The sequence below is a fragment of the Faecalibacterium sp. IP-1-18 genome, assembly GCF_023347355.1.
Taxonomy (GTDB): Bacteria; Bacillota; Clostridia; order Oscillospirales; family Ruminococcaceae; genus Faecalibacterium; species Faecalibacterium prausnitzii.
The window spans coordinates 2,105,162-2,126,841 of record NZ_CP094472.1 but is presented as its reverse complement, the minus strand read 5'-3'; the positions used below and the strand labels follow the sequence as shown (position 1 = coordinate 2,126,841).

Here is a 21,680-nt window from a genome sequence, read left to right as displayed (position 1 = left end):
AATGATTTCTGAAAAAGTAAAAAATCAGATTCAAGTGGTGCAGGGTGATATTACCAAACTGGACTGTGACTGCATCGTAAATGCGGCCAATCGCAGTCTGCTGGGCGGTGGCGGTGTGGATGGTGCCATCCACCGGGCAGCAGGGCCGGAACTGTTGGCGGAGTGCCGCACGCTGCATGGCTGTCGCACTGGAGAAGCAAAAATCACTAAGGGCTACCGGTTGAAAGCAAAGTATATCATTCATACAGTGGGGCCGATTTATTCCGGCACAGCAGAGGAGGCCGCGCAGCTGGCGGACTGCTACCGCAATTCGCTGGCTCTTGCCAAAGAGCATGACGTCCACAGCATTGCGTTCCCGGCAATTTCGACCGGCGTGTATGGCTACCCGCTGGAAGATGCCACGGAGATTGCAGTCAAAACAGTGGCACAGTGGCTGGAAGATCACGCGGATTACGTCATGCAGGTGATTTTCTGCTGCTTCGATGCCCGGACGGAGCGGGTGTATCAGGCAAGAACTCTGCAACAGTGAAAGCGGCAGGATGGTCGTGGAACTGTATCTTGGCAGGCAGGATGGACACAGCTCCCGAATCCTGTACTGAAAATGGAGTGAAGATTGAAATACAGAGAAATCGCAGACGGCATTTTTGTTGACCGTCCCAACCGCTTTATTGCCCATGTGGAAGTGAATGGAGCAGTGGAAACCGTCCATGTCAAGAACACCGGGCGGTGCAAAGAGCTATTGCTGCCCGGCACGGCGGTTCGGCTGGAAGTGTCGGATAACCCGAAACGCAAAACAAAATACGACCTTGTGACGGTACACAAGCAGGGCCTTGGCTGGGTCAATATGGACAGTCAAGCACCTAACAAGGTAGTAGGAGAGTGGCTGGCAAAACAGGGCTACGACTATATCAAATCGGAATTCACCTATGGCAAGTCCCGCATCGACTTTTATATGGAAAAGGGCGAGCAAAAGTATCTGATGGAAGTCAAGGGCTGCACATTGGAAGTGGGCGGCATTGGTTATTTCCCGGATGCACCCACCGAACGGGGCGTGAAGCACTTGCGCGAGTTAGCGCAGGCGCAGCGGGCAGGGTATCGGTGCGCAGTGGCTTTTGTGATTCAGATGGAAGGCATCACCGAGGTGAGGCCGAATGTTGGCACGCAGCCGGAGTTTGGCACAGCGCTGGCTGAAGCGAAAGCCGCAGGCGTGAGGGTGCTGTTTCTGCTCTGCCGTGTGGGGCGTGACAGCTTGGAAATCGTGGAGCAGAGGGAAGGGTGAAGACGGCAGAAAAACGCTTTGCGTGATTCAGTTACAGAAATCATAACTAGGAAATGTTATCATATAGACACAAGAAACACACCGACAACATTCCGATGGAGGATTTCGATATGAAGGCAAAGTTTTACATCTGCAATCACTGCGGCAACCTCGTCACTACCATCCATAACGCAGGCGTTCCGCCGGTCTGCTGCGGGGAGAAAATGAAAGAGCTGGTTCCCAATACGGTGGAAGCCAGCGGCGAGAAGCATCTGCCGGTGGCAGAGCTTTCCGGCAGTCGTCTCACGGTCACAGTGGGCGCGGTGGAGCACCCCATGGCGGATGTTCACTATATTCAGTGGATTTTTGTGGAGACTGAGGACGGCGGGCAGATCCGCTATCTGAATCCGGGGCAGGCTCCCAACGTGGGGTTTGAACTGGGAAGTGAAAAGCCGGTGGCTGTTTACGCATACTGCAACCTGCATGGCCTTTGGATGACGAAACTCTGATACAATCAATGCAAACAGGGAGTGATTTGATGTCACTCCCTGTTTTTTGATGAGAATTTAATGTTGGCTGAAGCGTCTTTTCTTTTGACGGTTACAATGAAGCAGCAGACCAGAGTGGTATCTGTAAGAATAGGAGACTTGCAACGAAACTTAAAACTAACTTGCAACAAACTTGCAATCTACGGATAAGCTGCGTGTAGTGCGAACCATCTTGCAAAAGTTGAAACGGGAAGCCGCTGCTGTTCGATTGAGTTGCTGCAGGATCTTTCGTCCTGCCTGAATGTCAGAACGGACTATCTGCTGAACGGAGATGCACCGCATAACAACCATCTGAGGGAAAGACTGACGTTTCTTGCACAGGAATTAGAAAAGATTACGGCGGACCTCCCGGTATGGGAATAGGAAAAAGCAGAATCCTCTTTTTCAATGCCCAAAAGCGTGGTAGAATAGGGAAAAGATTCAGTATCTGAAAAACGGAGCGCGCAACAATGAAGATTCTGGTCAGCGCCTGCCTGCTGGGCGAAAACTGCAAATACAGCGGCGGAAACAATTACAATCAGGCGGTCTGTGATTTTGCGCGGGGGCATCAGGTGGTTCCGGTCTGCCCGGAGGTTTTGGGCGGCCTGCCCACACCGCGGTGCCCGGCGGAAATCGTGCAGGGCGTTGTCACGAACAAAGAGGGCATCAATGTGGACCGGGAGTTCCGAGCGGGCGCAGCCAAGGCCCTTGCCATCGCAAAAGAAAATGGGGTGGAGCTTGCCATCCTGCAATCCCGCAGTCCCAGTTGCGGCGTGAAGGAAATCTACGACGGAACGTTTTCCGGGACAAAGATTCCCGGACGGGTGTTTTTGCCAAGATGCTGATGGACGAAGGCATCCGTGTTCTGGATGCCGGGGAATTGCCTAAAATTATCTTGAAAAATGAGGACGGAAAATGTCAATCAGACTGATTTGCAGCGATATTGACGGTACGCTGCTGCAATACGGCAGGAAAGAGCTGGAAGACGAGATCTTTGAGCAGATACGGGAGCTGCACCGGCGCGGCATTCTGTTTTGCCCGGCATCCGGTCGGCAGTATACCAGCCTGCGCAAGCTCTTTGCACCGGTGGCAGACTGTTGTGTGTTTCTCTGCGAAAACGGCGGTGTGATTTATAAGGACGAACAGTGCATGGATTACAACAACCTGCGCAATATGGCGCGCTTTGTGGGCGGCGACCCGGAGCATAAAGTGTCTCTGCTGATGGATCATACCCGTCGCCCCGGCGATGTGGCCGACCCATGGTATACCGGGCACTTTGAAGCTACCTGGCAGGATGTGCTGGAAGGCTGCACGGCATTGCCGGAAGAACTGCACTGACAGGAGAATTTTATGACAGAGCGTTATTGTGAGGGTGAACGGTTTGCTGACCTGTCGTTCACCGAGGAGGCTTTTGAGAATTGCGACTTTACCGACTGCGTGTTTGTGGATTGCTCCTTTACCAAATGCGAACTGGATCATACCACGCTGAACGAGTGCCAATTCGTGCGGTGTGAGATCACAGGTCTGCGCAGCACCCATTCTTCGGTGCAATCGCTGGATTTTGAGGACTGCCGTTTGCAGGAAATCGAGTGGGCACCGCTGATGTCCAACGGTGCCTTCCCGGACCCTATCCACACGCTGAAAGAGTGCAGTCTGAAATATAACACCTTCACCGAAATGAACTTTAACCGCTTCGACTTTTCGGATGGCAACGAAATTGTCGGCTCAATGTTTGCCAAATGCGAGATGCAGTTGGCGAATTTCAAGGGCGTGGAACTTCACGAAACGGAATTCTACCAGTGTGACCTGCGTAAGGCGGATTTCCGGGATGCCGCCGGTTATAAGGTGGACATTCTGGGCAGCCGCCTGAAGGATGCGAAATTTTCCCTGCCGGAAGCGGTGAATCTGCTGGCAGATTTGAAGATCAAGCTGTCGTAAGAAGGAGAAAAAATGCGTCAACTCATCATTGCACGAAAAGATCTGCAGATGTCTCCCGGTAAGCTGGCGGCGCAGTGCTGCCACGCTTCGCTGGCATTCCTCACCGACCCCATCGGCATGGGACAGGGCGTGGAACCCATCGAGAAAGACGGAGAAATTACCGGCTATCGGGCAGAAATCATGTTGGAGAAAGCAACCTATGAAGAATGGTTCGATGGTTCGTTTACCAAGACCGTATGTGGGGCAAAGAACCGCAATCAACTGCTGAAAGCAAAGACAATTGCCGAGGAATTGGGCCTTGTGGAAAACAAAGACTTCTTCCTTATCCGGGATGCCTGCCACACCGAGCTGGAGCCGGAAGAATTTGATGAAAACGGAGAAGGCATGACCCTGACCTGCATCGGCTTCCGCCCGCTGCCGGATGAAATTGCACACCAGATCAGCCATAAGTTCCATTTGTATTGAGTGCTGGTTCGCGGAATAATAAAAATAGTCCCGGCCATTCTCCTGTGACATACAGGAAAATGGTCGGGATATTTTGCTTTTTATTGAAGATTCATCCCCGCCGCCAGTGCATCCTCGGCGGCGGGGTCTGTGTGGTAGTAGTCGCTGACGTAAATGCCGAATGCGATGCAGACGGCCAGCAAAACAGCCAGCAGGCAGAGGAACACTCTGCGGGGAAACGATTTTTTCTTCTGGTTCTTCATAGAACTCCTTTATTTTATAAGCATTTTCCGCAATCGCTGCAGCCGTTGCAGATCAACTTGCTGCCGCAGGTCTCGCAGTTTGCGCGGAAATGCGGCACATATAAATCCTCTTGCGGGATGGGGTAGCCCCAGTCGTCCACGAGGTCAAAATGAATGGGCCTGCCCTGATAGTTCATGCCGGATTTACAGGCCATTCGGCTTTGCAGCTGCTTGCTGGGCAGGTGGTAGCGTTTACCGTCTTTGATGAACACAGTGCCGGTCTCGATAAAGCAGAAGGTCACATTGGCATCCACGCATTCCTGCCGGAGAGACTTGACCCAATCAAAATTGCAGGGGCGGGCACCATCATAGTTTTCGCCGCCGCAGATGACCTGCTCGATCTGCCCGGCGGAAAGGTACTGCCGGATGCTTACTGGCCCGATGAAGGGCGCGCACATGATGCCCTTGTGCTTGAAGGGCAGGTCAAACAGAATGGGAATGCGCTCATCGGCGCGGCGCTGATTTTCACAGGTGACGTTGAAAAAGATGTTGTCCCAACCGCTGCCCCAGTCCGGCGGCAGGCACTCCCGTACCCGCTGCGGCCGTTTGGTGAGCAGAAAAAACACCACATCGCTGCGCTGGCGCATGATGTCCCACGCCTCAACCCGCCACGGGTCGGCTTCTTCCAAGAAGAAATCCGAGGTCATGCAGACCCGGATCTGCTCACCACTCTGGATTTTGTAGTGTCCGGCGCGGTCTTTCTGGAGCGGGTAGGAAAAGCCGCTTTTCGTTTTGTAGATCTCGGCCCCGTTCTGGTCCCGCATCCGGTCGAGAAAATACATGTAGCAGTTCTGGCAGCCCTCGCTGCACTTGACGCAACCGTGCCATGGATTCCAGATGTCGTGCAGGAAGCTCACCTTCTTTCGGTACCTATTATTATAATAGCTGCGCGGACAGGAAACAAGAGCACCCCTTGCACCGCCCCGCCGGATGTGATAAGATTAAACAAAATTTAATAACGCTTTGTATGAAAACAACTTTAGATAGAATTCCAGGATGATACAACAGAAAGGAATTTGACTATGGCACGATATAGCGTGAATAATTATACGGTGGATGTGCTTTTGGCGGATATAAAATCCGGTAATATTGCGATTCCGGAAATGCAACGTCCATTTGTATGGGACGCAACGCAAGTGCGTGATTTGATGGATTCGCTCTATAAGGGCTTTCCGGTCGGATATATTATCGTATGGCAAAATCCAAGTGTAAAGTTGAAAGACGGAACAGTTGCAATAGGGAAAAAAGTTCTGATCGACGGGCAACAGCGTATTACTGCTATGGCGGCTGCAATTGTGGGACAGGAGGTTTTAGACAGCCACTATAAATGGAAACGGGTCTGTATTGCGTTTAACCCCATTGACGAAATATTTGAAGTGGCAAATTCCGCAAATCAAAAAAGCAGTAAATGGATTCCGGATATTGCAAAAGTGCTGGATGTGTCCTTTGGTTCTTTTTCTTTTGTGATGGAATATTGCCAGAAAAACGGAATTATGGACAAAGCACAGGAAATCAATGACACAATCAATCGGTTGAGGGCAATACAAAATAATAGCATTGGTGTTATTACGCTGGCAGAAGATTTGGATATTGACAGTGTAACGGAAATTTTTATTCGAATCAATTCTAAGGGTGTGGTTCTGTCGCAAGCAGATTTTGCAATGTCTAAGATTTCTTCGAATGAAATATATAATGGAAATGTGACCCGAAAAACGATTGATTACTTCTGTCATTTGTTGGAGTCTCCGGAGGATTTGAAAGAAATCAAGAAAAATGATGCTGAATTTGCGGCGAGACCGGAATTCGAAGCTATAAAGTGGGCAGCTGCAAAGAATGCACCGATTTATCGCACATGTTATACGGATATTCTTCGTGTTGCATTTACATATAAATTCAAGCGAGGAAAGCTAGCAGATTTGGTTAGCTTGCTTTCAGGTCGAGATTTTGAAACGCGTGAATTTAAGATCGAAATAGAAGAAAGGTCGTTCAATCAATTACATGAGGCAGTTCTGCAAGCGGTGAATCAGACAAATTACGAACGGTATTTGATGATTGTGCGCTCAGCGGGAATTGTGAAAAAATCGCTGATTCGTTCACAAAATGTTTTGAACTTTGGCTATGCGCTTTTTCTTGCACTTCGTGAACGAAAAGTGGATAGTAATCAAATTGAAAAGATTGTACGCAAGTGGCTGGCTTTGTCTATTTTGACGGGAAGATATTCTTCTGGCTCGCCAGAGTCTGCATTTGATTACGACATTAAGAGATTCTTTGCTTATGATGATCCGACGCAGTACCTGAATATCACAGAGGCGGGCGAATTATCTGAGGCGTACTGGAAGGTGAATCTTGTTCAACGGCTGAACACATCGGTTGCGAGCAGTCCATATTTCAATATGTTCCTTGTGGCACAGGTCAAGGCACACGATAAAGGCTTTTTGTCGATGGAAATTGATATTGAGTCCATGTTGGAAAACAGAGGCGATATTCACCATTTGTTCCCGAAAAATTACTTGATAAAAAATGGAATTGTGCAAGCACAATACAATCAAATTGCGAATTATGCTTTTATTCAACAGGAAATCAACATTAAAATTAAAGATAGTTCGCCAGCCCACTATATGACTGAAGTGATAGGGCAATGCAATACGAAAAAGCCTGTTTATGGTGGAATCATAGAACAAGATAGGCTGGCTGAAAATCTTAAACAGAATTGTATTCCAGACGGATTTGAAAGCATGGAGATTGGCGACTATCAGGATTTTCTACAAAGGCGTCGGGAACTGATGGCCGAGAAAATACATCAATACTATGATTCTCTCTGATTTCAAAGGTGAAACTTGATATAAAGGGATGCACTTCGCAATGCGGTCTCTCTGGGCGGCGACAGCGACACCCTTGCCTGCATCACCGGCGGCATTGCCGAAGCTTTTTACGGGATGCCGCAGGAACTGCGGGACGAGACTTTGAAACGTCTGCCGGAGAATATCCGGGAAGGATATGAGCTGTTTCGGTGGAACATCGGCCAGAGATAAGACATTCGGAGAACCAAGGAGCAGATACAACACACTCGTGATGTGAAGTATCTGCTCCTTGGTTTTTAATAAGACTCGATGAAGGGCGTCTTGCATCGGCCTGAAAAATCCGATATACTGAACCCAGAGAGTATATCGAATTTTTTGGGAAAAGGAGAGAACGGTATGGAACATCTTTATGAAAAGGCACTGGAAAGTGCGGAATATATCAAGACGCACACGAAAAAGCGCCCGAAGATCGCGGTGGTGCTGGGCTCCGGCCTTGGCAAGCTGACCGCGGACTTTACGGACACGGAAGAACTGTCCTACAAGGATATCCCCAACTTCCCGGTATCCACGGTGGCAGGACACAAAGGCGCATTGTTGGCTGGCAAGCTGGGGGACACGGAAGTCTACGCCATGGAAGGCCGCTTCCATTTCTATGAGGGCTACTCCATGAAGGAAGTCTGCTACCCGTTCTATGTGTTCAAGCTGTTGGGCGTGGAAAAGGTGGTGTTGACCAACGCCTGCGGCGGCATCAACCGGGAGTTTGCGCCGGGCACCCTGATGCTCATTACCGACTTCATCAACATGATGGGCACGAACCCCCTCATTGGCCCCAACGATGAGCGCTTCGGCCCCCGCTTCCCGGACATGACCGAATCTTACAGTCTGGAACTGCGGAACCTTGCCAAGCAGACTGCCGATGAACTGGGCATTGCCTACAAGGAGGGCGTTTACATGGGCTTTATGGGCCCTTGCTATGAAACGGCGGCTGAAATTCGCGCCTTTGCGGGGATGGGAGCCGATGCCGTGGGCATGAGCACCGTGCCGGAAACCATGGTCTGCAACTACATGGGCATGAAGGTACTGGCCGTCAGCTGCATCACTAACATGGCCACCGGCATCCAGACGGTCAAGCATAGCCACGCCCGCGTGCTGGAGATCGCAAATCAGGCAGGCGATACCCTGTGCCGATGGCTGGGTGCGGTGATTCAGAGAATGAAGTAAAAAAGATATACCATGAAAATCCTTTCGTTTGGTTCCCTCAACTACGATTATGCGCAGAGCATAGATGGCGTTTTGCCGGCGTATGATGTGCCGGAAAGCGCACTTTCCGACTATCTGCGGCCAGACTGGAGCGATGCGTGCATCAATGTCCGCACCGAGGAAGCCTACGAAACGGCCCATGAGGTGCTGCGGGCGGAAGGACTGTTTCTGGGCACATCGGCAGCAGCGGCTTTGCACGCAGCGGTGCAGGTGGGCCGCAGACCGGAGAATCAGGGAAAGAACATCGTGGTCATCGTCCCGGACAACGGCATGAAATATCTGTCTACGCCGATGTACCGGCAGAAATGATAAAAACACGATGATGCGACTGAATTTTGAAAAGATTGCATAGGATTTTATAAAAGTATTATTCTTTCATGAATTTTAGCACTCTTCTATTGACACTGCTAATGAACGGTGCTATAACAGTGGCGTGCTCAGGAGGAAGGGCAAAAGGAGAGCCGCAGGGCTCCCCGGAAAGCCTTTCTGAGTGGACGCTTCAGATTTTTTGCCCCGACCCGAACGCCGGGATTGGAGGAATGATTTATGCTTATGCCGACTGTTTTCCATGAAAACCTGTTCGATGATTTCTTCGATCCGTTCTGGAATGACGCTGCACTGGAACGTATGATGAACCGTGAGGCTCGTGATACCTTTGGTAAGCGCGGTGCAAACATGATGAAGACCGATGTCAAACAGACGGACAACGGCTACGAAGTAGCGGTTGACCTGCCGGGCTGCAAGAAGGAAGACGTTCAGATGGATCTGAACGACGGCTACCTGACCATTCAGGCAGTGCGCAGCCACAGCAACGACGAAAAGGATAAGAAGGGCCGCTATCTGCGGCGCGAATCCTTCTCCGGCACCTGCGCGCGCAGTTTCTACGTGGGCGATGTGAAGAAGGAAGACATCCACGCAAAGTTTGAGGATGGCGTCCTGCACATCGAGCTGCCTGCTCCTCAGCAGACGAAGGCTTTGCCTGAGAACCCGAATCTGATTGAGATCGAGTAAATGCCGACCGTGTGCGCCAAGGCATAACGTATATAGGATGCCCCCGGAGAGCTGCAACAAGCTCTCCGGGGGCATTTTTTGTTTCGCTATCTTTTCCGCAAGGGAAAACCATGGTATACTGAGAACAGCAACTCAGAATTTATGGAGGTACTTCACTATCCTGTGAGCCGGGAGAGCGGCTGGCTTTTGCGGTATACTCCGTTCGGAAAGATCAAAGCGCATGGAGGTAAAAAGCATGCTGACCTATACCTATGTTTCAGAGGGAACGTTTGCCCTGATGGAAAAACCAAAGCCGGTGTTGCAGCACGAGCGGGACGCCATTGTAAAGGTGACCCTTGCCAGTATCTGCTCCAGCGATCTGCATATCAAGCACGGCAGCGTGCCCCGGGCGGTGCCCGGCATCACGGTAGGGCACGAGATGGTGGGCATCGTAGAAGAAGTGGGCAGTGCGGTGACCAATGTGAAACCCGGCGACCGGGTGACGGTGAACGTGGAGACCTTCTGCGGAGAGTGCTTTTTCTGCAAAAAAGGCTTCGTGAACAACTGCACCGATCAAAACGGCGGCTGGGCGCTGGGCTGCCGCATCGACGGCGGGCAGGCCGAGTATGTCCGGGTGCCCTTTGCGGATCAGGGACTGAACAAGATCCCGGACGGCGTTACCGATCGGCAGGCGCTGCTGGTGGGCGATGTGCTGGCCACCGGCTTTTGGGCGGCACGCATCTCGGAAATCACCCCCGAGGATACCGTGCTGATCCTCGGTGCAGGGCCGACCGGCATCTGCACGCTGCTGTGCGTCATGCTGCACAGCCCCAAGCGCATCATCGTCTGTGAAAAGGACGCAAGCCGCCTGCAGTTCATCCGTCGGCACTACCCGCAGGTGCTCACCGTGCAGCCGGAGGACTGCGCCGCCTTTGCGCGTGCCCACAGCGACCACGGCGGGGCCGATGTGGTGCTGGAGGTGGCAGGGGCAGACTCCACCTTCCGGCTGGCATGGGAGTGTGCACGGCCCAACGCCGTTGTGACGGTGGTGGCGCTGTACGATAAGGCACAGACCCTGCCGCTGCCGGAGATGTACGGCAAAAACCTTACCTTCAAGACCGGCGGCGTGGACGGCTGCGATTGTGAAGAAACGCTGCGTCTCATCGCAGAAGGCAAGATCGATACCGAACCGCTCATCACCCACACCTACCCCCTGCGCCGAATCGCAGAGGGCTACGAGCTGTTTGAAAAGAAACGGGACGGCGTGATCAAGGTGGCAGTGGAGTGCTGACGGTCTGCGCCGAGGCACAACGCACATAAAGTGGCCCCGGAGAGCTGTAACAATAAAACAATCCCATTTTATGAGCGATATGGCTTTCAACAATATGATAATTACTCTGCAATGGTGCGGAAGCACTTTTTGTGAGTTGGTATGATGGATCGATTTGCAGCTAGCAAGGAAACCGTAAGGAGTACAAAGCATGGATGCAAACTGTACCAGTAAAAGAAGGAAAGTCAAGAGTATGGAAACGGTATACATTGCAGGCGGGTGCCTTTGGGGCGTCCAGCATTTTTTTGACACGGTGCCCGGTGTACGGACAACCGAAGCCGGGAGAGCCAACGGAACAACAAACACGCTGGACGGCCAGTATGATGGATACGCAGAGTGCGTTAAAGTGGTCTTTGATGAGAAATGTACCAGTGTTACAGAGCTTATGGAGCATCTGTTTGAAATCATCGACCCGTACAGCCTGAACAAACAGGGCGTTGATGTTGGAAAAAAGTATCGCACGGGGCTTTACAGCACAAATCCCGGACATCTGGAAGAAGCAAGAGCCTTCATTGACAGCCGGAAGGACCGGGATAAAATCGTTGTGGAAGTGCTGCCGCTGACGAATTACGTCCGGAGTGCAGAGGAGCATCAGCACCATCTGGAGCGGTACCCGGAAGACTGCAACTACTGTCATATCCCGGATGAAGTCTTAAACAAATACAGGAATCAGTAAGCAAAGGAAAAACGAAAATGCGGGGATTGGGAACGATCATCAATGCGCTGGCCATTGTGATAGGCGGTGTGCTGGGTATTCTGTTCAAACGCTTTCTGAAAGAGCACTATCAGGATACAATCATCAAAGCCACGGGCTTTTCCGTGGTGTTTCTGGGAGCGGCGGGAACGCTCTCCAAGATACTGACGGTTAGGCCAGACGGAACTTTGAACACCGGTGGCTCTTCTGACGGGGATTTTATGAATCGGAATTTGTAGAGGGGGTGTGATTATATGAAAAACAATAGCCCACAAAAGCAGGCTGCCATTTCTTGGATCATTTTGATGATAGGAATATTGCTCGCAGTAATAGGAGCAATGACGGCAAAGGAGTACAGAGTAAACCTATGCCTGCTAATCGGTGCAATGGTTGTTGGTGGTGGTATTGTATATCATTTCACCATGATGAAATGTCCTTATTGCGGTTGCTCGCTTGTTGGTTATAGGCCGATCCCTAAAGAATGTCCAAAGTGTCATAAAAAATTTGAAGAATAAGTTCGCGTTTATCAAGGTGAACATTTAAGTATTAAAAACGGGAGTGAAAACAAATGATGACCATTGCACAGATCATGGAAAAGATGATCGCCTTTTCTGAAGGGAATATTCACGATATCACGCACCTGAGCTGCGTGTGGACCTATGCCAAAACCATTGGTGAGCTGGAGGAGCTGGACGCAGACACGCAGTTTATTCTGGAGGTGGCGGCCATCACCCACGATATCGCCTGCCCGCTCTGCCGCAAAAAGTACGGCAACACCAATGGTAAATATCAGGAGCAGGAGGGTGCCCCGCTGGTGCGGGAGTTCTTGGCGGATACCGGCATGACAGCAGAACAGATCGACCGTGTGGCCTATCTGGTAGGGCACCACCATAGTCCGGCGCAGATCGACGGCATTGACTATCAGATTCTGATTGAGGCAGATTATATCGTCAATGCGTCCGAAAGCGGGTACGACCAGCAGGCAATCCGAACCTTTATGGAACATACGATGAAGACGGCAGCGGGTATCCGGCTGATGAAAACAGTGTTTGGAGTGTAAAAATGATTCAGAAGCATTGCTTTGAATGCGGTACGGCATTGATTGAAAAAGAACTGGAAGAAGAGGGCATTGTGCCTTACTGCCCGAAATGCCAGCAATATCGGTTCCCGATGTACAATGTGGCAGTCAGCATGATTGTTGTGGATGAGGAAACCGGGAAAATTCTGCTCATCCAGCAGTACGGCAAGCCCTCTTATATTCTGGTGGCTGGATATGTGAACCGCGGTGAGGCAGAAGAACACGCCGTGGTGCGGGAAGTCCGGGAAGAAACCGGGTTGGAAGTAGAGCACCTCCGGTTCAACCGTACTAAGTTTTTTGAGCCGTCCAACACGCTGATGTGCAACTTTACGGCTTTCGTCAGAACCGCAAAGGCGCTGCATATCAACCACGAAGTGGACCGCTGCAAGTGGTTCACCCCACAGGAAGCCAGAGAAAACATCCGTCCCAACAGCCTTGCAGCGGAATTTTTGAATGCGTATCTGGACGAAGTGGGGAATAAGCCGATGGAGATGTGATTCGTGGCTGTACCACGGGAATTTTGACGGAGAGTATGGAAAAAAGTTGGTTCGGCCTGTTTCGGTTGACCTTTTTATAAAGAATCGATATATTGATACTATATAGTATCAATAAGTATCAACTGCGAGGTGGACAGAATGGATGGGGCACAGTTTGCCAAAATGCTTTCAGATAAGCATTTGTTTGAACTCAATCGGATGGAATACAAGTACTCGACTGTCAGCGTCAAAGAATTTGCCGAATTGCTGCGGCAAAACTTTGCGCAGCCTCTGCCGTTGACTGATTTTTCTGGAAATAAGCTGTTTTACCTGCCGAACCTCGCGCAAATTTCAACAAATGGTATACAGAAAACAGAATAGAATCATCTTCGATGTCTCGTTGGGAAACTAACGGGGTATTTTTTGCCCCAATTCGGCTGTATAGAACACTGAAAAGTCAAAACGAACCGTAGGTAGTCCTGCAAGGACAACTAAAGTGCGCCTATGAGGCCGACGCGAAATCGGAGGATTCTTGTTAAACTTACTATACTATACCATTGCAAAAAAGAAGTGAGCACGATATAATATGGATAAGAAGGCAAAAGTCACCGCAATGGTGTGAAAATAGATTTTGGCTGTTTCCATAAGGGGTAGATCGAGAGGTGTTATCCTCAGTGGCTGAAAGCGCAGATGTGTGATGTTTGCAGCAAGCTATTTGTATAAGCCGAAAGGCCGCAGAAATGCGGCTTTTCCTAAATGCATGAAATTAGCCGAACCTAACTTGTAAATGTGCGCGTGCTGGTTAGACAAAACTAACTATAAAAGGAGAGACAGCAATGCGAGAACACAAGAATTTCTGGGACAGAAATGCAGGTCTGTATGACTGCTTTATGCGAAAAGACAGGGCAGTATACGAGAAAATGTATGAGCTGATCCGTCCGGTCGTGAAAGACAAAACAGTGCTGGAGGTGGCTACCGGAACGGGACTGATCGCCAAGCACATCGTAAAAGCAGCGGCACACATCGAGGCGACGGATGCCTCTCCGGAAATGATTGCAGAGGCCAAACGGGGGAATTACTCTGCGAAGCTGCGTTTTTCCGTGCAGGATATGTTTTCTCTGCCATACGCGAGCAAATCATTCGATGTGGTAATCGTATCAAACGCACTGCACATTGTGCCTCAGCCAGAAAAATCACTGCGAGAGATCAAACGGGTGCTGAAGGATGACGGTGTGCTGATTGCGCCTACCTTTACGCACGCAGAAAACTCATTTCCCGGTAAGATCAAAGCCTTTTTCATGAATCTGGCAGGCTTTCCTCTCCACAGCAAGTGGACGAGTGAAGAATACCTAAAATTTCTGCAACAGAATGATTGGACAGTGCGAAAAAGTGTTGTTCTAAAGGCATCTTTTCCGCTGACCTATACGGAATGTGTGAAATCGGAGGTGTGATATGTCCTTCTTTGAAAACACCCGCAAGCCCGTAGGTCTTGGCGGGAAGATCATGGTTGCCATGATGAACTTTGGGCACAGTGCAATGGCAGCGTGGGGATTGCATTTTTTGCAGCCTGCCCCGGATGCCATGGTGCTGGACTGCGGCTGCGGTGGTGGGGCGAACATTAAAACGCTGTTGAAACTGTGTCCCAAAGGCAAGGTGCAGGGCATCGACTACTCAGCCGTCAGCGTGGAAAAAGCGCGAAAGGTCAATGCCAAAGCCATTGCGGCAGGACGGTGTACCGTGCAGCAGGCAAGTGTGGCAGAGTTGCCGTTTGAAGCGGAGCAGTTTGATGTGGTGACCGCCTTTGAAACGGTCTACTTCTGGCCGGAGCTTGCACAGAATTTCAGAGAGGTTTATCGAGTGCTGAAGCCCGGCGGAATCTTTTTCATCTGTAACGAAGCAAACGGCGAAACGACAAAAGACGACAAATGGACGAAGATCATTGATGGTATGACCATCTACACGGATATTGCCCTGAAAGCATATCTGGAGCAGGCAGGATTTTGTCAGATTCAGAGCCACAAAAATAAAAAGGGCTGGCTTTGCATCACAGCACAGAAATGAGGTGCGATCATGTCGAAAATGGCAACGGAATTTCAAAGAAAAGCAATGAGCCGGATGTACCGGGGCAAGGAAATCTTCAAGCCTTTGAACACTGGCAGGATTGATGAAAATGTCGCCTGTGTGCGGGAGTGGGTGGCAAATATCTTCTTTTACCGCAAGGGCGATACCACCATTATGGTCGATGCGGGATATAACTACGACCGCCTTGCCGAAAAAATGGGCTGGCTTGGGATTGATCCGAAGTCGATACACCATATCCTTATCACCCATCAGGACACCGACCATGTGGGTGCGGTGGAAGCAGACAGTCCGGGGCTGTTCCGGAATGCGAAGCTGTACATCGGCGAGATCGAGAACCGGTATCTCACCGGCGAGGAGCGGCGAAAAGTCATCTATCATCTCTATAAATTGCCGCAGGTCACGATCAACAACGAAAAGGTACTGCTGCACGATGGGCAGGTACTTGACATTGACGGCGTCAGGATCGAGTGCTTTCGGGTTCCCGGCCATACATGGGGACATATGGTCTACCTCATTGACGATAAGTACCTTTTTACTGGCGACACGCTGTGGTTTGGCGCGGACGGCGGCTACAGCTTCATTTCCTCGCTGGCGGAGGACAATAAGCTGGCTGTGCAGTCACTGGCGGAGCTGGAGCGGAAACTGCGCGCACGTGGGCTGCATCCATATTTCATCACCGGTCACACGGGATGGACGGACAATTTTGCCTTTGCGTTTGCCCACAAAGACAAGAGCTGTTCACCATTCAAAAAACGAGTACATGACCCATCGGCACCCTATGATGCCTACGACGAATCGGACGACACTGAAGAAAATGCAAAGAGCGGTTTTCTGAAAGGCGTGGGAAGATGAGGGACAGCGAATTACAAATTGACCGCAACTGCCATGTGCTGTATTCCACGCCCTGCAAAAAAGAAATTCTGGCGAAAATCGCCCTGCACTATCCGGAGGTGGAGCGCGAGGTGGTCTGGGAGCAGGTGCAGCTGAGATACGCAGAGCTTCTTTCCAAGTGGCGCACCGACCTCGGCGGTAAAAAGAATTTTCACAACGGCGTAGGCGGCACCTACGACTGCATCGCCATTATGTGCTATTACGATGTGTGCCGGGATGTGACCACATTCCGTGAAATTGAAGAGATGGAGGAAAAACTGATTCTTCCAACTTTCCGCAAGCTGAAATTTGTGGACTGCAACAAGCCGTTCTGGAGGAAGCTGATGTACAAGGCGTTTGTTCGTGCGAAAAGCGGCTGCGACAAATGGCACGATTATGAAATGACGGTGGCTCCTTACGAAAAGAACTAGCCCATCTATTATGAATTTACGGCGTGCCCGGCGGCGGAATTTGCCAAGCGGTTCGGATTTACGGACATTATGCCCGCCCTGTGCAATGTGGACTATGCGTCCATGGAACTGCTCCATGCCAAGCTGGTGCGGACGACCACCTGCGTGGACGGTTGCCGATGCGACTATACCATCTGCGGCGACAAGGATCCGTACTTAAAGGAGCATCCAGAATACCGGGACGAAAACGGATACAGGAGGAATAAGTAATGCTTTTACAGGTGATTCTGGAAGGTCTTGGGCTGGGGGCTTTGCTGGTTCTTGTCTGTGCTGTGGGCATCTGCAAAGGGGCTGTTGGGATGGTGCATCTTTACAGCCCGGCGGTGCAGCAGCGGTGCGTGAAGCTGGGACTTACAACACACGAGAAAATCAAGCGCAATTCTCTACTTTTCAAAGCCGTCTGCGTCCCCGGCTATATCAGCTATGTGCTGGTCTGTGTCTATGGGATAAACGGTGCGCGCAGCTTTGCGGCGGGCTTCTGGCAGTTACTCGTCATCTTGTCCGTTATGAATCTCATGGACCGCCTGTTGGTTGACGGCTATTGGGTGGGGCACACGAACGCATGGACGATCCCCGGAACAGAAGATCTGAAGCCGTACATCACCGCAAAAGACAAGCAGAAAAAGTGGCTGTTCGGCACGGTGGGCATGGCAGTCATAGCGGCGGCGCTGGCGAGAATTATGATGTTTCTTATGGAAAACTGAGGCGATATCAATGATGTTTCAAACTTATGGCAACAGGAATCATCCTGCGGTGCTGTTCTTTCATGCTATGGGTGTGACGGGGGAGAGCAGCGAACCGGTTGCAAACTATTTACAGAATCGGTATTTCTGCATTTTACCTACCTCCACCGTGTACTGCAAAGGGCAGAAATATGTCAGCAAGGCGGACGAGGTTCGTCAGGTGGAAGAATACCTGAAATCGCAGGGGGTGGAACGCCTTGAACTGGTTGTGGCTTCTTCGATCGGTGCTGACCTTGCCATGGCGTTTTTGACAGGCACGAAGCTGCCCATCGGACATGTTTTCTTTGACGGCGGGCAGTTTGCACAAATCGGAAAAGGTACACGCCGCATGATGACACCGTTTCTGTATCTGGCCATCAAGAGCCTGTACTGGTCAAAGGGCGGCACATTGAAAAAGATACTGTGGTGTGACGATAATTCCATAAAGCCGTATTTTATAGCCGCAGGGGAAAATCTGACCTATACAAATTTGCGGCGACAGATTCTGGACAGTCTGGAGGATAAACCCTTTCCGTCCCTTCCCGAAGAACTGCAAAAGCATCTCTATTTCGAGTTTGGCAGCATAGAAGAGCATTTCAAATACCGTCAGGCAGTGATGGAAGCCTATCCCTGCGGCAATTACCCCGTATTTGAGGGATACGATCACATGCAATATCAGATTCGTGATCCGAAGGGCTTTGCTGAAATGCTGGCATTTATCGCTGAGCAGGACGGTATGCCGAAGCTGCCGTTTATCAGAAAGTGAGAGGACCCGATATGAAATACAAAATCGAGAAAAACACCGTGCAGGAGACGCTGATCCTCCCACTGTATTCCCGGAAGCTGTGCACCGAACTGTACCCGAACCTTTACCGGGACGAAACAGCGGTGCGGCTGTTCGACCAGATCGACTACGATTTTTCAGAGGCAGAGAAAAACTCCCGCAGCCTGATGCAGTGTTTCGGTGCGCTGGAGGTGGCCATGCGGCAGAATGACCTTGCGTGGGAGGTGCGGGCGTACCTGAAAAACCACCCCTGTGCGGCAGTGGTCAATCTGGGCTGCGGGCTGGATAATACCGGCAGAGCCTGCGACAACGGCAGATGCAAGATCTACAATCTGGACTTCCCGGATGTGATTGCCTTGCGGCAGCAGCTGCTGCCCGCCGGGGAGCGGGAGCAAAACATCCCCTGCGACCTGAAAGACCCCGCATGGTTTGACAAGATCGATGCCTCCGGCGGGGCGGTGTTCTTTGCCTCCGGGGTGTTCTATTACTTCCTGACGGAGCAGGTCAAGGCGCTGGTGCAGGGGATGGCAGATGCTTTTCCCGGCGGAGTGCTGGTCTTTGATGCTGCCAACCGTACGGCGGTGAAGATGATCGCCAAAACGTGGCTCAGGACGGCGAAAATCAAGGATGTGGGAGCATATTTCGCGGTTTCGGATGCGAAAAGCGAGCTTTCCCCATGGGACAGCCGTTTGCAAGTATCCAGCAGGGGCTATATGATGGGGTACAACGATTTGAAAGACCCTTCTGTCAGCGGCTTTTTCCGATTCCTCGCAAAGGTTGGAGACAACGGGATGAAAATGCAGATCGTGAAGATCAGATTTGGAGGCAAGAAATGAAGATTCTGGTATATGGTGCAGGCGTTCTGGGGTGCAATCTGGCAAGAAATCTGCTGCGCGCCGGAAAGGATGTCACTCTGCTTGCGCGGGGAAACTGGGCTGCGGAGATCAAGCAGAACGGCCTGCGGATCAAGGATAAGTTTTCACCCTGCACCTCGGTCAGCCGCATTCCGGTGGTGACTGAACTTGCACCGGATGCAATGTACGATGTGATCTTTGTGGTCCTGCGCTATACACAGCTGGATTCCGTTCTGGACACGCTGCGGGCGAACCGGACGAAGAACATCGTTTTTGTGGGGAACAATGTGCAGGCGAGGGCACTGGCGGCGGTACTGCCGGAAAAGAACGTCCTGTTTGCCTTTGCACTTTCTGCCGGGCATCGGGAGGTTGACCGGGTGGTCTCCATCGACCTGAAAAAGATCACCATCGGACAGCTGCCGGGTGCAATCTCCAATAAACAGCTGATCGGGCGCATCTTCCACGGCACAAAATATAAGGTCGTTTACGAGCCGAACATGGAGGACTATCTGCTCTGCCATGCCGCGTTTGTGATGCCTGCGGCCTTCGCCTGCTATAAGACAGACGGCGACCTGAAAAAGCTCAGGGGAGATACCGCGTACCTGAACCGTGTGCTGGATGCCAACATCGAGGGATACCGCGCCATCCGAGATGCCGGGCACACCATTCTGCCCAAGGAAGATGCAGACTTTGAAGGGGAGAAATACCGCAAGACCTGCCTGCGCTTTTTCAAGCTGATGTGTGCCACCTCGCTGGGGAAACTCTGCGCCTCCGACCATGCCATGAACGCCATCGACGAAATGAGTGCGCTGAATCGGGATCTCAAGAAATTTTTCGATGAACATGGCGCAGTCTACCCGGTATGGCAGGCACTGGAAGCGGAAGCCGGGAGGTATCTGCAATGAAGTATGCCGGAATGCCCTTTGGGATGTGGATGCTGTTTGCCGGTTCCTTTCAAAAGCAGCTGACCGCTGTGCTGGGCTATGATGCAGCCACCGCAAGAGCTATCACGAAAAAGGCAAAGCCGCAATACCGGCAGATCATCCGCAGGCTGCCGGAGTTTGAAAAAGCGGACCGCTTCAAGATGAACATCGTCAACTGCGCAATGCTCGGCGCGTTCATCCTCTCCATGCCGCAACGTCCGGAGGTGGACAGGCTGACGGATTACTACGCAAAGTCCATGATGACAAAGCCCATGCAGTGGTTCTGCCGCAAGAGCGGAAAAAACAAGTTTACCCCCAAAGATATTTCCGGCATGAAGGCGACCGCCACCTTGAAAGCCGCCGACCGTAACCCCTATTCGTGGAACATGGAATTTTACGAATACCCGGATGGCAGCGGCTACGAGGGACGCTTCACCAAATGCGGCATCTGTGTGCTGATGAAAAAGCTGGGGCTATATGACCTCACTCCCGCGCTGTGCCGTCTGGACTACACCATGAGCGAAGCGGGCGGCGTGACAAATTTTGTGCGGCAGTACACCCTTGCCTCCGGCGGACCCTACTGCGACTGCGGGTACAAAAAGAAGGGGTGACGGACGATGAAGGCGAAGGAAACCTATCTTTCCCGTGACTTTCGGGAGACTGCGGCGCAACGCTTTCCTGCGCAGGCAAAGCAGCTGAACGCCGCTTTTGATATGCGCCTGAATGCGCTGCTGGCTGAAAACGCGGGTGCAAGCAAGGAAAAGCAATACCACCTCAAGCGGCAGATATTGCCGGGCATTGCGGCCTACGAGACCTTGCAGCGGGTCATGCCGAAAGAGGAGGCACTGCAAACCGTTCACGGCTATGTGGAGCACTTGGCGAGAACGAGCCACAAACAGCTTGCCGCCCTGCTGCACATACCGGGGCTTTACCGCCTTGTTCCCGGCGTTTTCGTCAAATCCACCCGGAGCATTTTCGGCCCGGCGGCGGGCTTTGCCCCAAAAGAACTGCAGACCGGTAACGGCGTCTGGCGTGTGGATATGATGAAGTGTCCCTATCACGACACCTGCGCAGAATACGGCTGCCCGGAGCTGTGCCGCTGTTTTTGTGACAGCGATGACATCAGCTATACCGGGCTGCATCCGAAGCTGATCTGGGAGAGAAGCATGACGCTGGGGCGTGGAAATGACCGCTGCGATTTCTGCATGAAGGTCAGATAATAGTGGGCGGCATATTGAAATGGAAATCAAACGATTTGGTACATGGTATTTCTGGCATACGTTCTTGTTTTGTATGAACCACAATGGAAGACGAAGGAAATGGGAGCATATGCCCGATTCGCACGCAGACTGAGAGGAGAAAAACAATGATCGTACTGCAACTGCTGCTTTATTGTCTGCTGTTTACCGCAATGGTAAAAATCGCTGTGATCGGTGGTGCTGTCAACGGACTGTACTTTTATCCCAAGGAGGTGCAGGATCGCGCCATCGAACTGGGACTGATCGACCGCAATACGATGAACCGGAAACGAAAATGCTTTATGATACCGTTCTTTATCGTGATGCTTGCTGCTCTTGTGCTGATCATCGGTTTGTGGAACGGGGCTTCCTCCTTTGGTGAGGCCTATTGGCAGGCGCTGCTGTTTCTTGAGGTTATGAATATCTATGACGGCGTTGTAATCGACAAGCTATGGGTCGGGCACAGCCAGTTTTGGGTGCTGCCAGGGCTAGAAGATGCGCCGTTCGTGCAGACCTGGAGGCAGGTGCTGAAAAAGCGAAGCATACTGGCGCTGATCTGGGTTGCGGGAGCGGCAATTGTCGGCGGTATTGTCCATTTGATTTTCTAAGAAGTTGGAAATTGCCCAAATGAAAAGCAGA

At 51.4% G+C, this 21,680-nt stretch carries 31 protein-coding genes and 2 pseudogenes; 31 read left to right on the top strand and 2 right to left on the bottom strand.

All coding sequences use genetic code 11. The annotated features are described in order from the left end of the window. The first annotated feature begins 1 nt into the window (after window position 1). From MTP43_RS10095 to MTP43_RS10065, 7 genes and pseudogenes are all read left to right on the top strand, one after another. Window positions 2–529 (top strand): O-acetyl-ADP-ribose deacetylase, encoded by a 528-nt coding sequence (locus tag MTP43_RS10095; protein WP_005921345.1) that lies wholly within the window; start codon window positions 2–4, stop codon window positions 527–529. An 84-nt stretch (window positions 530–613) separates the two neighbouring features. After that, on the top strand, window positions 614–1,279 hold the full coding sequence (sfsA, locus tag MTP43_RS10090; protein WP_005921347.1) for a DNA/RNA nuclease SfsA: 666 nt from the start codon (window positions 614–616) through the stop codon (window positions 1,277–1,279). 110 nt (window positions 1,280–1,389) lie between these two features. Further along, window positions 1,390–1,767, top strand: a complete 378-nt coding sequence (locus tag MTP43_RS10085) for a desulfoferrodoxin family protein (protein ID WP_044959774.1) — start codon at window positions 1,390–1,392, stop codon at window positions 1,765–1,767. Window positions 1,768–2,255: 488 nt separating this feature from the next. Continuing rightward, window positions 2,256–2,716, top strand: a pseudogene (locus MTP43_RS10080) (DUF523 domain-containing protein). Further along, complete coding sequence (locus tag MTP43_RS10075; RefSeq protein WP_005921354.1) at window positions 2,701–3,123, top strand: HAD hydrolase family protein; 423 nt, start codon at window positions 2,701–2,703, stop codon at window positions 3,121–3,123. Before MTP43_RS10080 ends, MTP43_RS10075 begins: the two are co-directional and overlap by 16 nt. A 12-nt stretch (window positions 3,124–3,135) precedes the next feature. After that, window positions 3,136–3,723, top strand: a complete 588-nt coding sequence (locus MTP43_RS10070) for a pentapeptide repeat-containing protein (RefSeq protein ID WP_005921356.1) — start codon at window positions 3,136–3,138, stop codon at window positions 3,721–3,723. 12 nt (window positions 3,724–3,735) lie between these two features. Continuing rightward, window positions 3,736–4,188, top strand: a complete 453-nt coding sequence (locus MTP43_RS10065) for an aminoacyl-tRNA hydrolase (RefSeq protein WP_005921358.1) — start codon at window positions 3,736–3,738, stop codon at window positions 4,186–4,188. An 80-nt stretch (window positions 4,189–4,268) separates the two neighbouring features. Here MTP43_RS10065 and MTP43_RS10060 read toward each other — a convergent pair whose 3' ends face one another. After that, the gene (locus MTP43_RS10060; RefSeq protein WP_005921359.1) at window positions 4,269–4,430 is read right to left on the bottom strand and encodes a hypothetical protein; all 162 of its coding nucleotides are present in this window, start codon (window positions 4,428–4,430) and stop codon (window positions 4,269–4,271) included. A gap of 14 nt (window positions 4,431–4,444) precedes the next feature. Next, the gene (locus MTP43_RS10055) at window positions 4,445–5,326 is read right to left on the bottom strand and encodes a DUF5131 family protein (protein WP_333529547.1); all 882 of its coding nucleotides are present in this window, start codon (window positions 5,324–5,326) and stop codon (window positions 4,445–4,447) included. A gap of 165 nt (window positions 5,327–5,491) precedes the next feature. Between MTP43_RS10055 and MTP43_RS10050 the strand changes: the two genes are divergently transcribed. The 24 genes and pseudogenes from MTP43_RS10050 to MTP43_RS09935 all read left to right on the top strand — a co-directional run bounded on the left by MTP43_RS10050 (window position 5,492) and on the right by MTP43_RS09935 (window position 21,649). Beyond that, window positions 5,492–7,291, top strand: a complete 1,800-nt coding sequence (locus tag MTP43_RS10050) for a DUF262 domain-containing protein (RefSeq protein WP_005921374.1) — start codon at window positions 5,492–5,494, stop codon at window positions 7,289–7,291. Window positions 7,292–7,327: 36 nt separating this feature from the next. Next, window positions 7,328–7,396: pseudogene (locus MTP43_RS14420) on the top strand (hypothetical protein); the annotation flags it as partial. A 270-nt stretch (window positions 7,397–7,666) separates the two neighbouring features. Next, window positions 7,667–8,491: a purine-nucleoside phosphorylase gene (locus MTP43_RS10040; RefSeq protein ID WP_015536935.1), complete on the top strand. Its 825-nt coding sequence runs from the start codon at window positions 7,667–7,669 to the stop codon at window positions 8,489–8,491. A gap of 12 nt (window positions 8,492–8,503) precedes the next feature. Then, window positions 8,504–8,839 (top strand): pyridoxal-phosphate dependent enzyme, encoded by a 336-nt coding sequence (locus MTP43_RS10035; protein WP_005921378.1) that lies wholly within the window; start codon window positions 8,504–8,506, stop codon window positions 8,837–8,839. Window positions 8,840–9,076: 237 nt separating this feature from the next. Next, on the top strand, window positions 9,077–9,541 hold the full coding sequence (locus MTP43_RS10030; protein ID WP_055191187.1) for an Hsp20/alpha crystallin family protein: 465 nt from the start codon (window positions 9,077–9,079) through the stop codon (window positions 9,539–9,541). A gap of 235 nt (window positions 9,542–9,776) precedes the next feature. Beyond that, window positions 9,777–10,811 carry an alcohol dehydrogenase gene (locus MTP43_RS10025; RefSeq protein ID WP_113620883.1) on the top strand — a complete coding sequence of 345 codons (1,035 nt, stop codon included), beginning with the start codon at window positions 9,777–9,779 and terminating at the stop codon, window positions 10,809–10,811. Window positions 10,812–11,001: 190 nt separating this feature from the next. Beyond that, window positions 11,002–11,526, top strand: coding sequence for a peptide-methionine (S)-S-oxide reductase (locus MTP43_RS10020; RefSeq protein ID WP_249234790.1), 525 nt, complete (start codon window positions 11,002–11,004; stop codon window positions 11,524–11,526). 26 nt (window positions 11,527–11,552) lie between these two features. Then, window positions 11,553–11,783 (top strand): DUF554 family protein, encoded by a 231-nt coding sequence (locus tag MTP43_RS10015; protein WP_181573306.1) that lies wholly within the window; start codon window positions 11,553–11,555, stop codon window positions 11,781–11,783. Between the two features lie 15 nt (window positions 11,784–11,798). Continuing rightward, the gene (locus MTP43_RS10010; RefSeq protein WP_249234789.1) at window positions 11,799–12,059 is read left to right on the top strand and encodes a hypothetical protein; all 261 of its coding nucleotides are present in this window, start codon (window positions 11,799–11,801) and stop codon (window positions 12,057–12,059) included. A 53-nt stretch (window positions 12,060–12,112) separates the two neighbouring features. After that, window positions 12,113–12,604 (top strand): HD domain-containing protein, encoded by a 492-nt coding sequence (locus MTP43_RS10005; RefSeq protein ID WP_113620886.1) that lies wholly within the window; start codon window positions 12,113–12,115, stop codon window positions 12,602–12,604. A 2-nt stretch (window positions 12,605–12,606) separates the two neighbouring features. Next, window positions 12,607–13,119, top strand: a complete 513-nt coding sequence (locus MTP43_RS10000; protein ID WP_005922551.1) for an NAD(+) diphosphatase — start codon at window positions 12,607–12,609, stop codon at window positions 13,117–13,119. A 138-nt stretch (window positions 13,120–13,257) separates the two neighbouring features. Then, window positions 13,258–13,479: a hypothetical protein gene (locus MTP43_RS09995; protein WP_113620887.1), complete on the top strand. Its 222-nt coding sequence runs from the start codon at window positions 13,258–13,260 to the stop codon at window positions 13,477–13,479. A 455-nt stretch (window positions 13,480–13,934) separates the two neighbouring features. Continuing rightward, on the top strand, window positions 13,935–14,549 hold the full coding sequence (locus tag MTP43_RS09990; protein WP_005922546.1) for a class I SAM-dependent methyltransferase: 615 nt from the start codon (window positions 13,935–13,937) through the stop codon (window positions 14,547–14,549). 1 nt (window position 14,550) lies between these two features. Further along, window positions 14,551–15,159 carry a class I SAM-dependent methyltransferase gene (locus MTP43_RS09985; RefSeq protein WP_113620888.1) on the top strand — a complete coding sequence of 203 codons (609 nt, stop codon included), beginning with the start codon at window positions 14,551–14,553 and terminating at the stop codon, window positions 15,157–15,159. A 9-nt stretch (window positions 15,160–15,168) separates the two neighbouring features. Next, entirely contained in the window at window positions 15,169–16,032 is an 864-nt protein-coding gene (locus MTP43_RS09980; RefSeq protein ID WP_113620889.1) for an MBL fold metallo-hydrolase, read from the top strand. Continuing rightward, a complete protein-coding gene (locus tag MTP43_RS09975) occupies window positions 16,029–16,481 on the top strand; it encodes a hypothetical protein (RefSeq protein ID WP_015536946.1) in 453 nt (150 codons plus the stop codon). The genes MTP43_RS09980 and MTP43_RS09975 overlap by 4 nt, the downstream gene beginning before the upstream one ends. 3 nt (window positions 16,482–16,484) lie before the next feature. Then, window positions 16,485–16,730: an L-2-amino-thiazoline-4-carboxylic acid hydrolase gene (locus MTP43_RS09970; protein WP_223452429.1), complete on the top strand. Its 246-nt coding sequence runs from the start codon at window positions 16,485–16,487 to the stop codon at window positions 16,728–16,730. Beyond that, window positions 16,730–17,224, top strand: coding sequence for a hypothetical protein (locus MTP43_RS09965; protein ID WP_097782533.1), 495 nt, complete (start codon window positions 16,730–16,732; stop codon window positions 17,222–17,224). The genes MTP43_RS09970 and MTP43_RS09965 overlap by 1 nt, the downstream gene beginning before the upstream one ends. 10 nt (window positions 17,225–17,234) lie before the next feature. Next, a complete protein-coding gene (locus MTP43_RS09960) occupies window positions 17,235–18,008 on the top strand; it encodes an alpha/beta fold hydrolase (protein WP_249234788.1) in 774 nt (257 codons plus the stop codon). Between the two features lie 11 nt (window positions 18,009–18,019). Beyond that, window positions 18,020–18,862 (top strand): class I SAM-dependent methyltransferase, encoded by an 843-nt coding sequence (locus MTP43_RS09955; protein WP_015536948.1) that lies wholly within the window; start codon window positions 18,020–18,022, stop codon window positions 18,860–18,862. Beyond that, window positions 18,859–19,785 carry a ketopantoate reductase family protein gene (locus MTP43_RS09950; RefSeq protein ID WP_097785022.1) on the top strand — a complete coding sequence of 309 codons (927 nt, stop codon included), beginning with the start codon at window positions 18,859–18,861 and terminating at the stop codon, window positions 19,783–19,785. The genes MTP43_RS09955 and MTP43_RS09950 overlap by 4 nt, the downstream gene beginning before the upstream one ends. Beyond that, on the top strand, window positions 19,782–20,414 hold the full coding sequence (locus MTP43_RS09945; protein WP_097782536.1) for an L-2-amino-thiazoline-4-carboxylic acid hydrolase: 633 nt from the start codon (window positions 19,782–19,784) through the stop codon (window positions 20,412–20,414). The genes MTP43_RS09950 and MTP43_RS09945 overlap by 4 nt, the downstream gene beginning before the upstream one ends. 6 nt (window positions 20,415–20,420) lie before the next feature. After that, entirely contained in the window at window positions 20,421–21,023 is a 603-nt protein-coding gene (locus MTP43_RS09940; protein ID WP_097785023.1) for an L-2-amino-thiazoline-4-carboxylic acid hydrolase, read from the top strand. Between the two features lie 146 nt (window positions 21,024–21,169). Next, window positions 21,170–21,649, top strand: a complete 480-nt coding sequence (locus MTP43_RS09935; RefSeq protein ID WP_005935777.1) for a hypothetical protein — start codon at window positions 21,170–21,172, stop codon at window positions 21,647–21,649. Window positions 21,650–21,680: the final 31 nt, after the last annotated feature.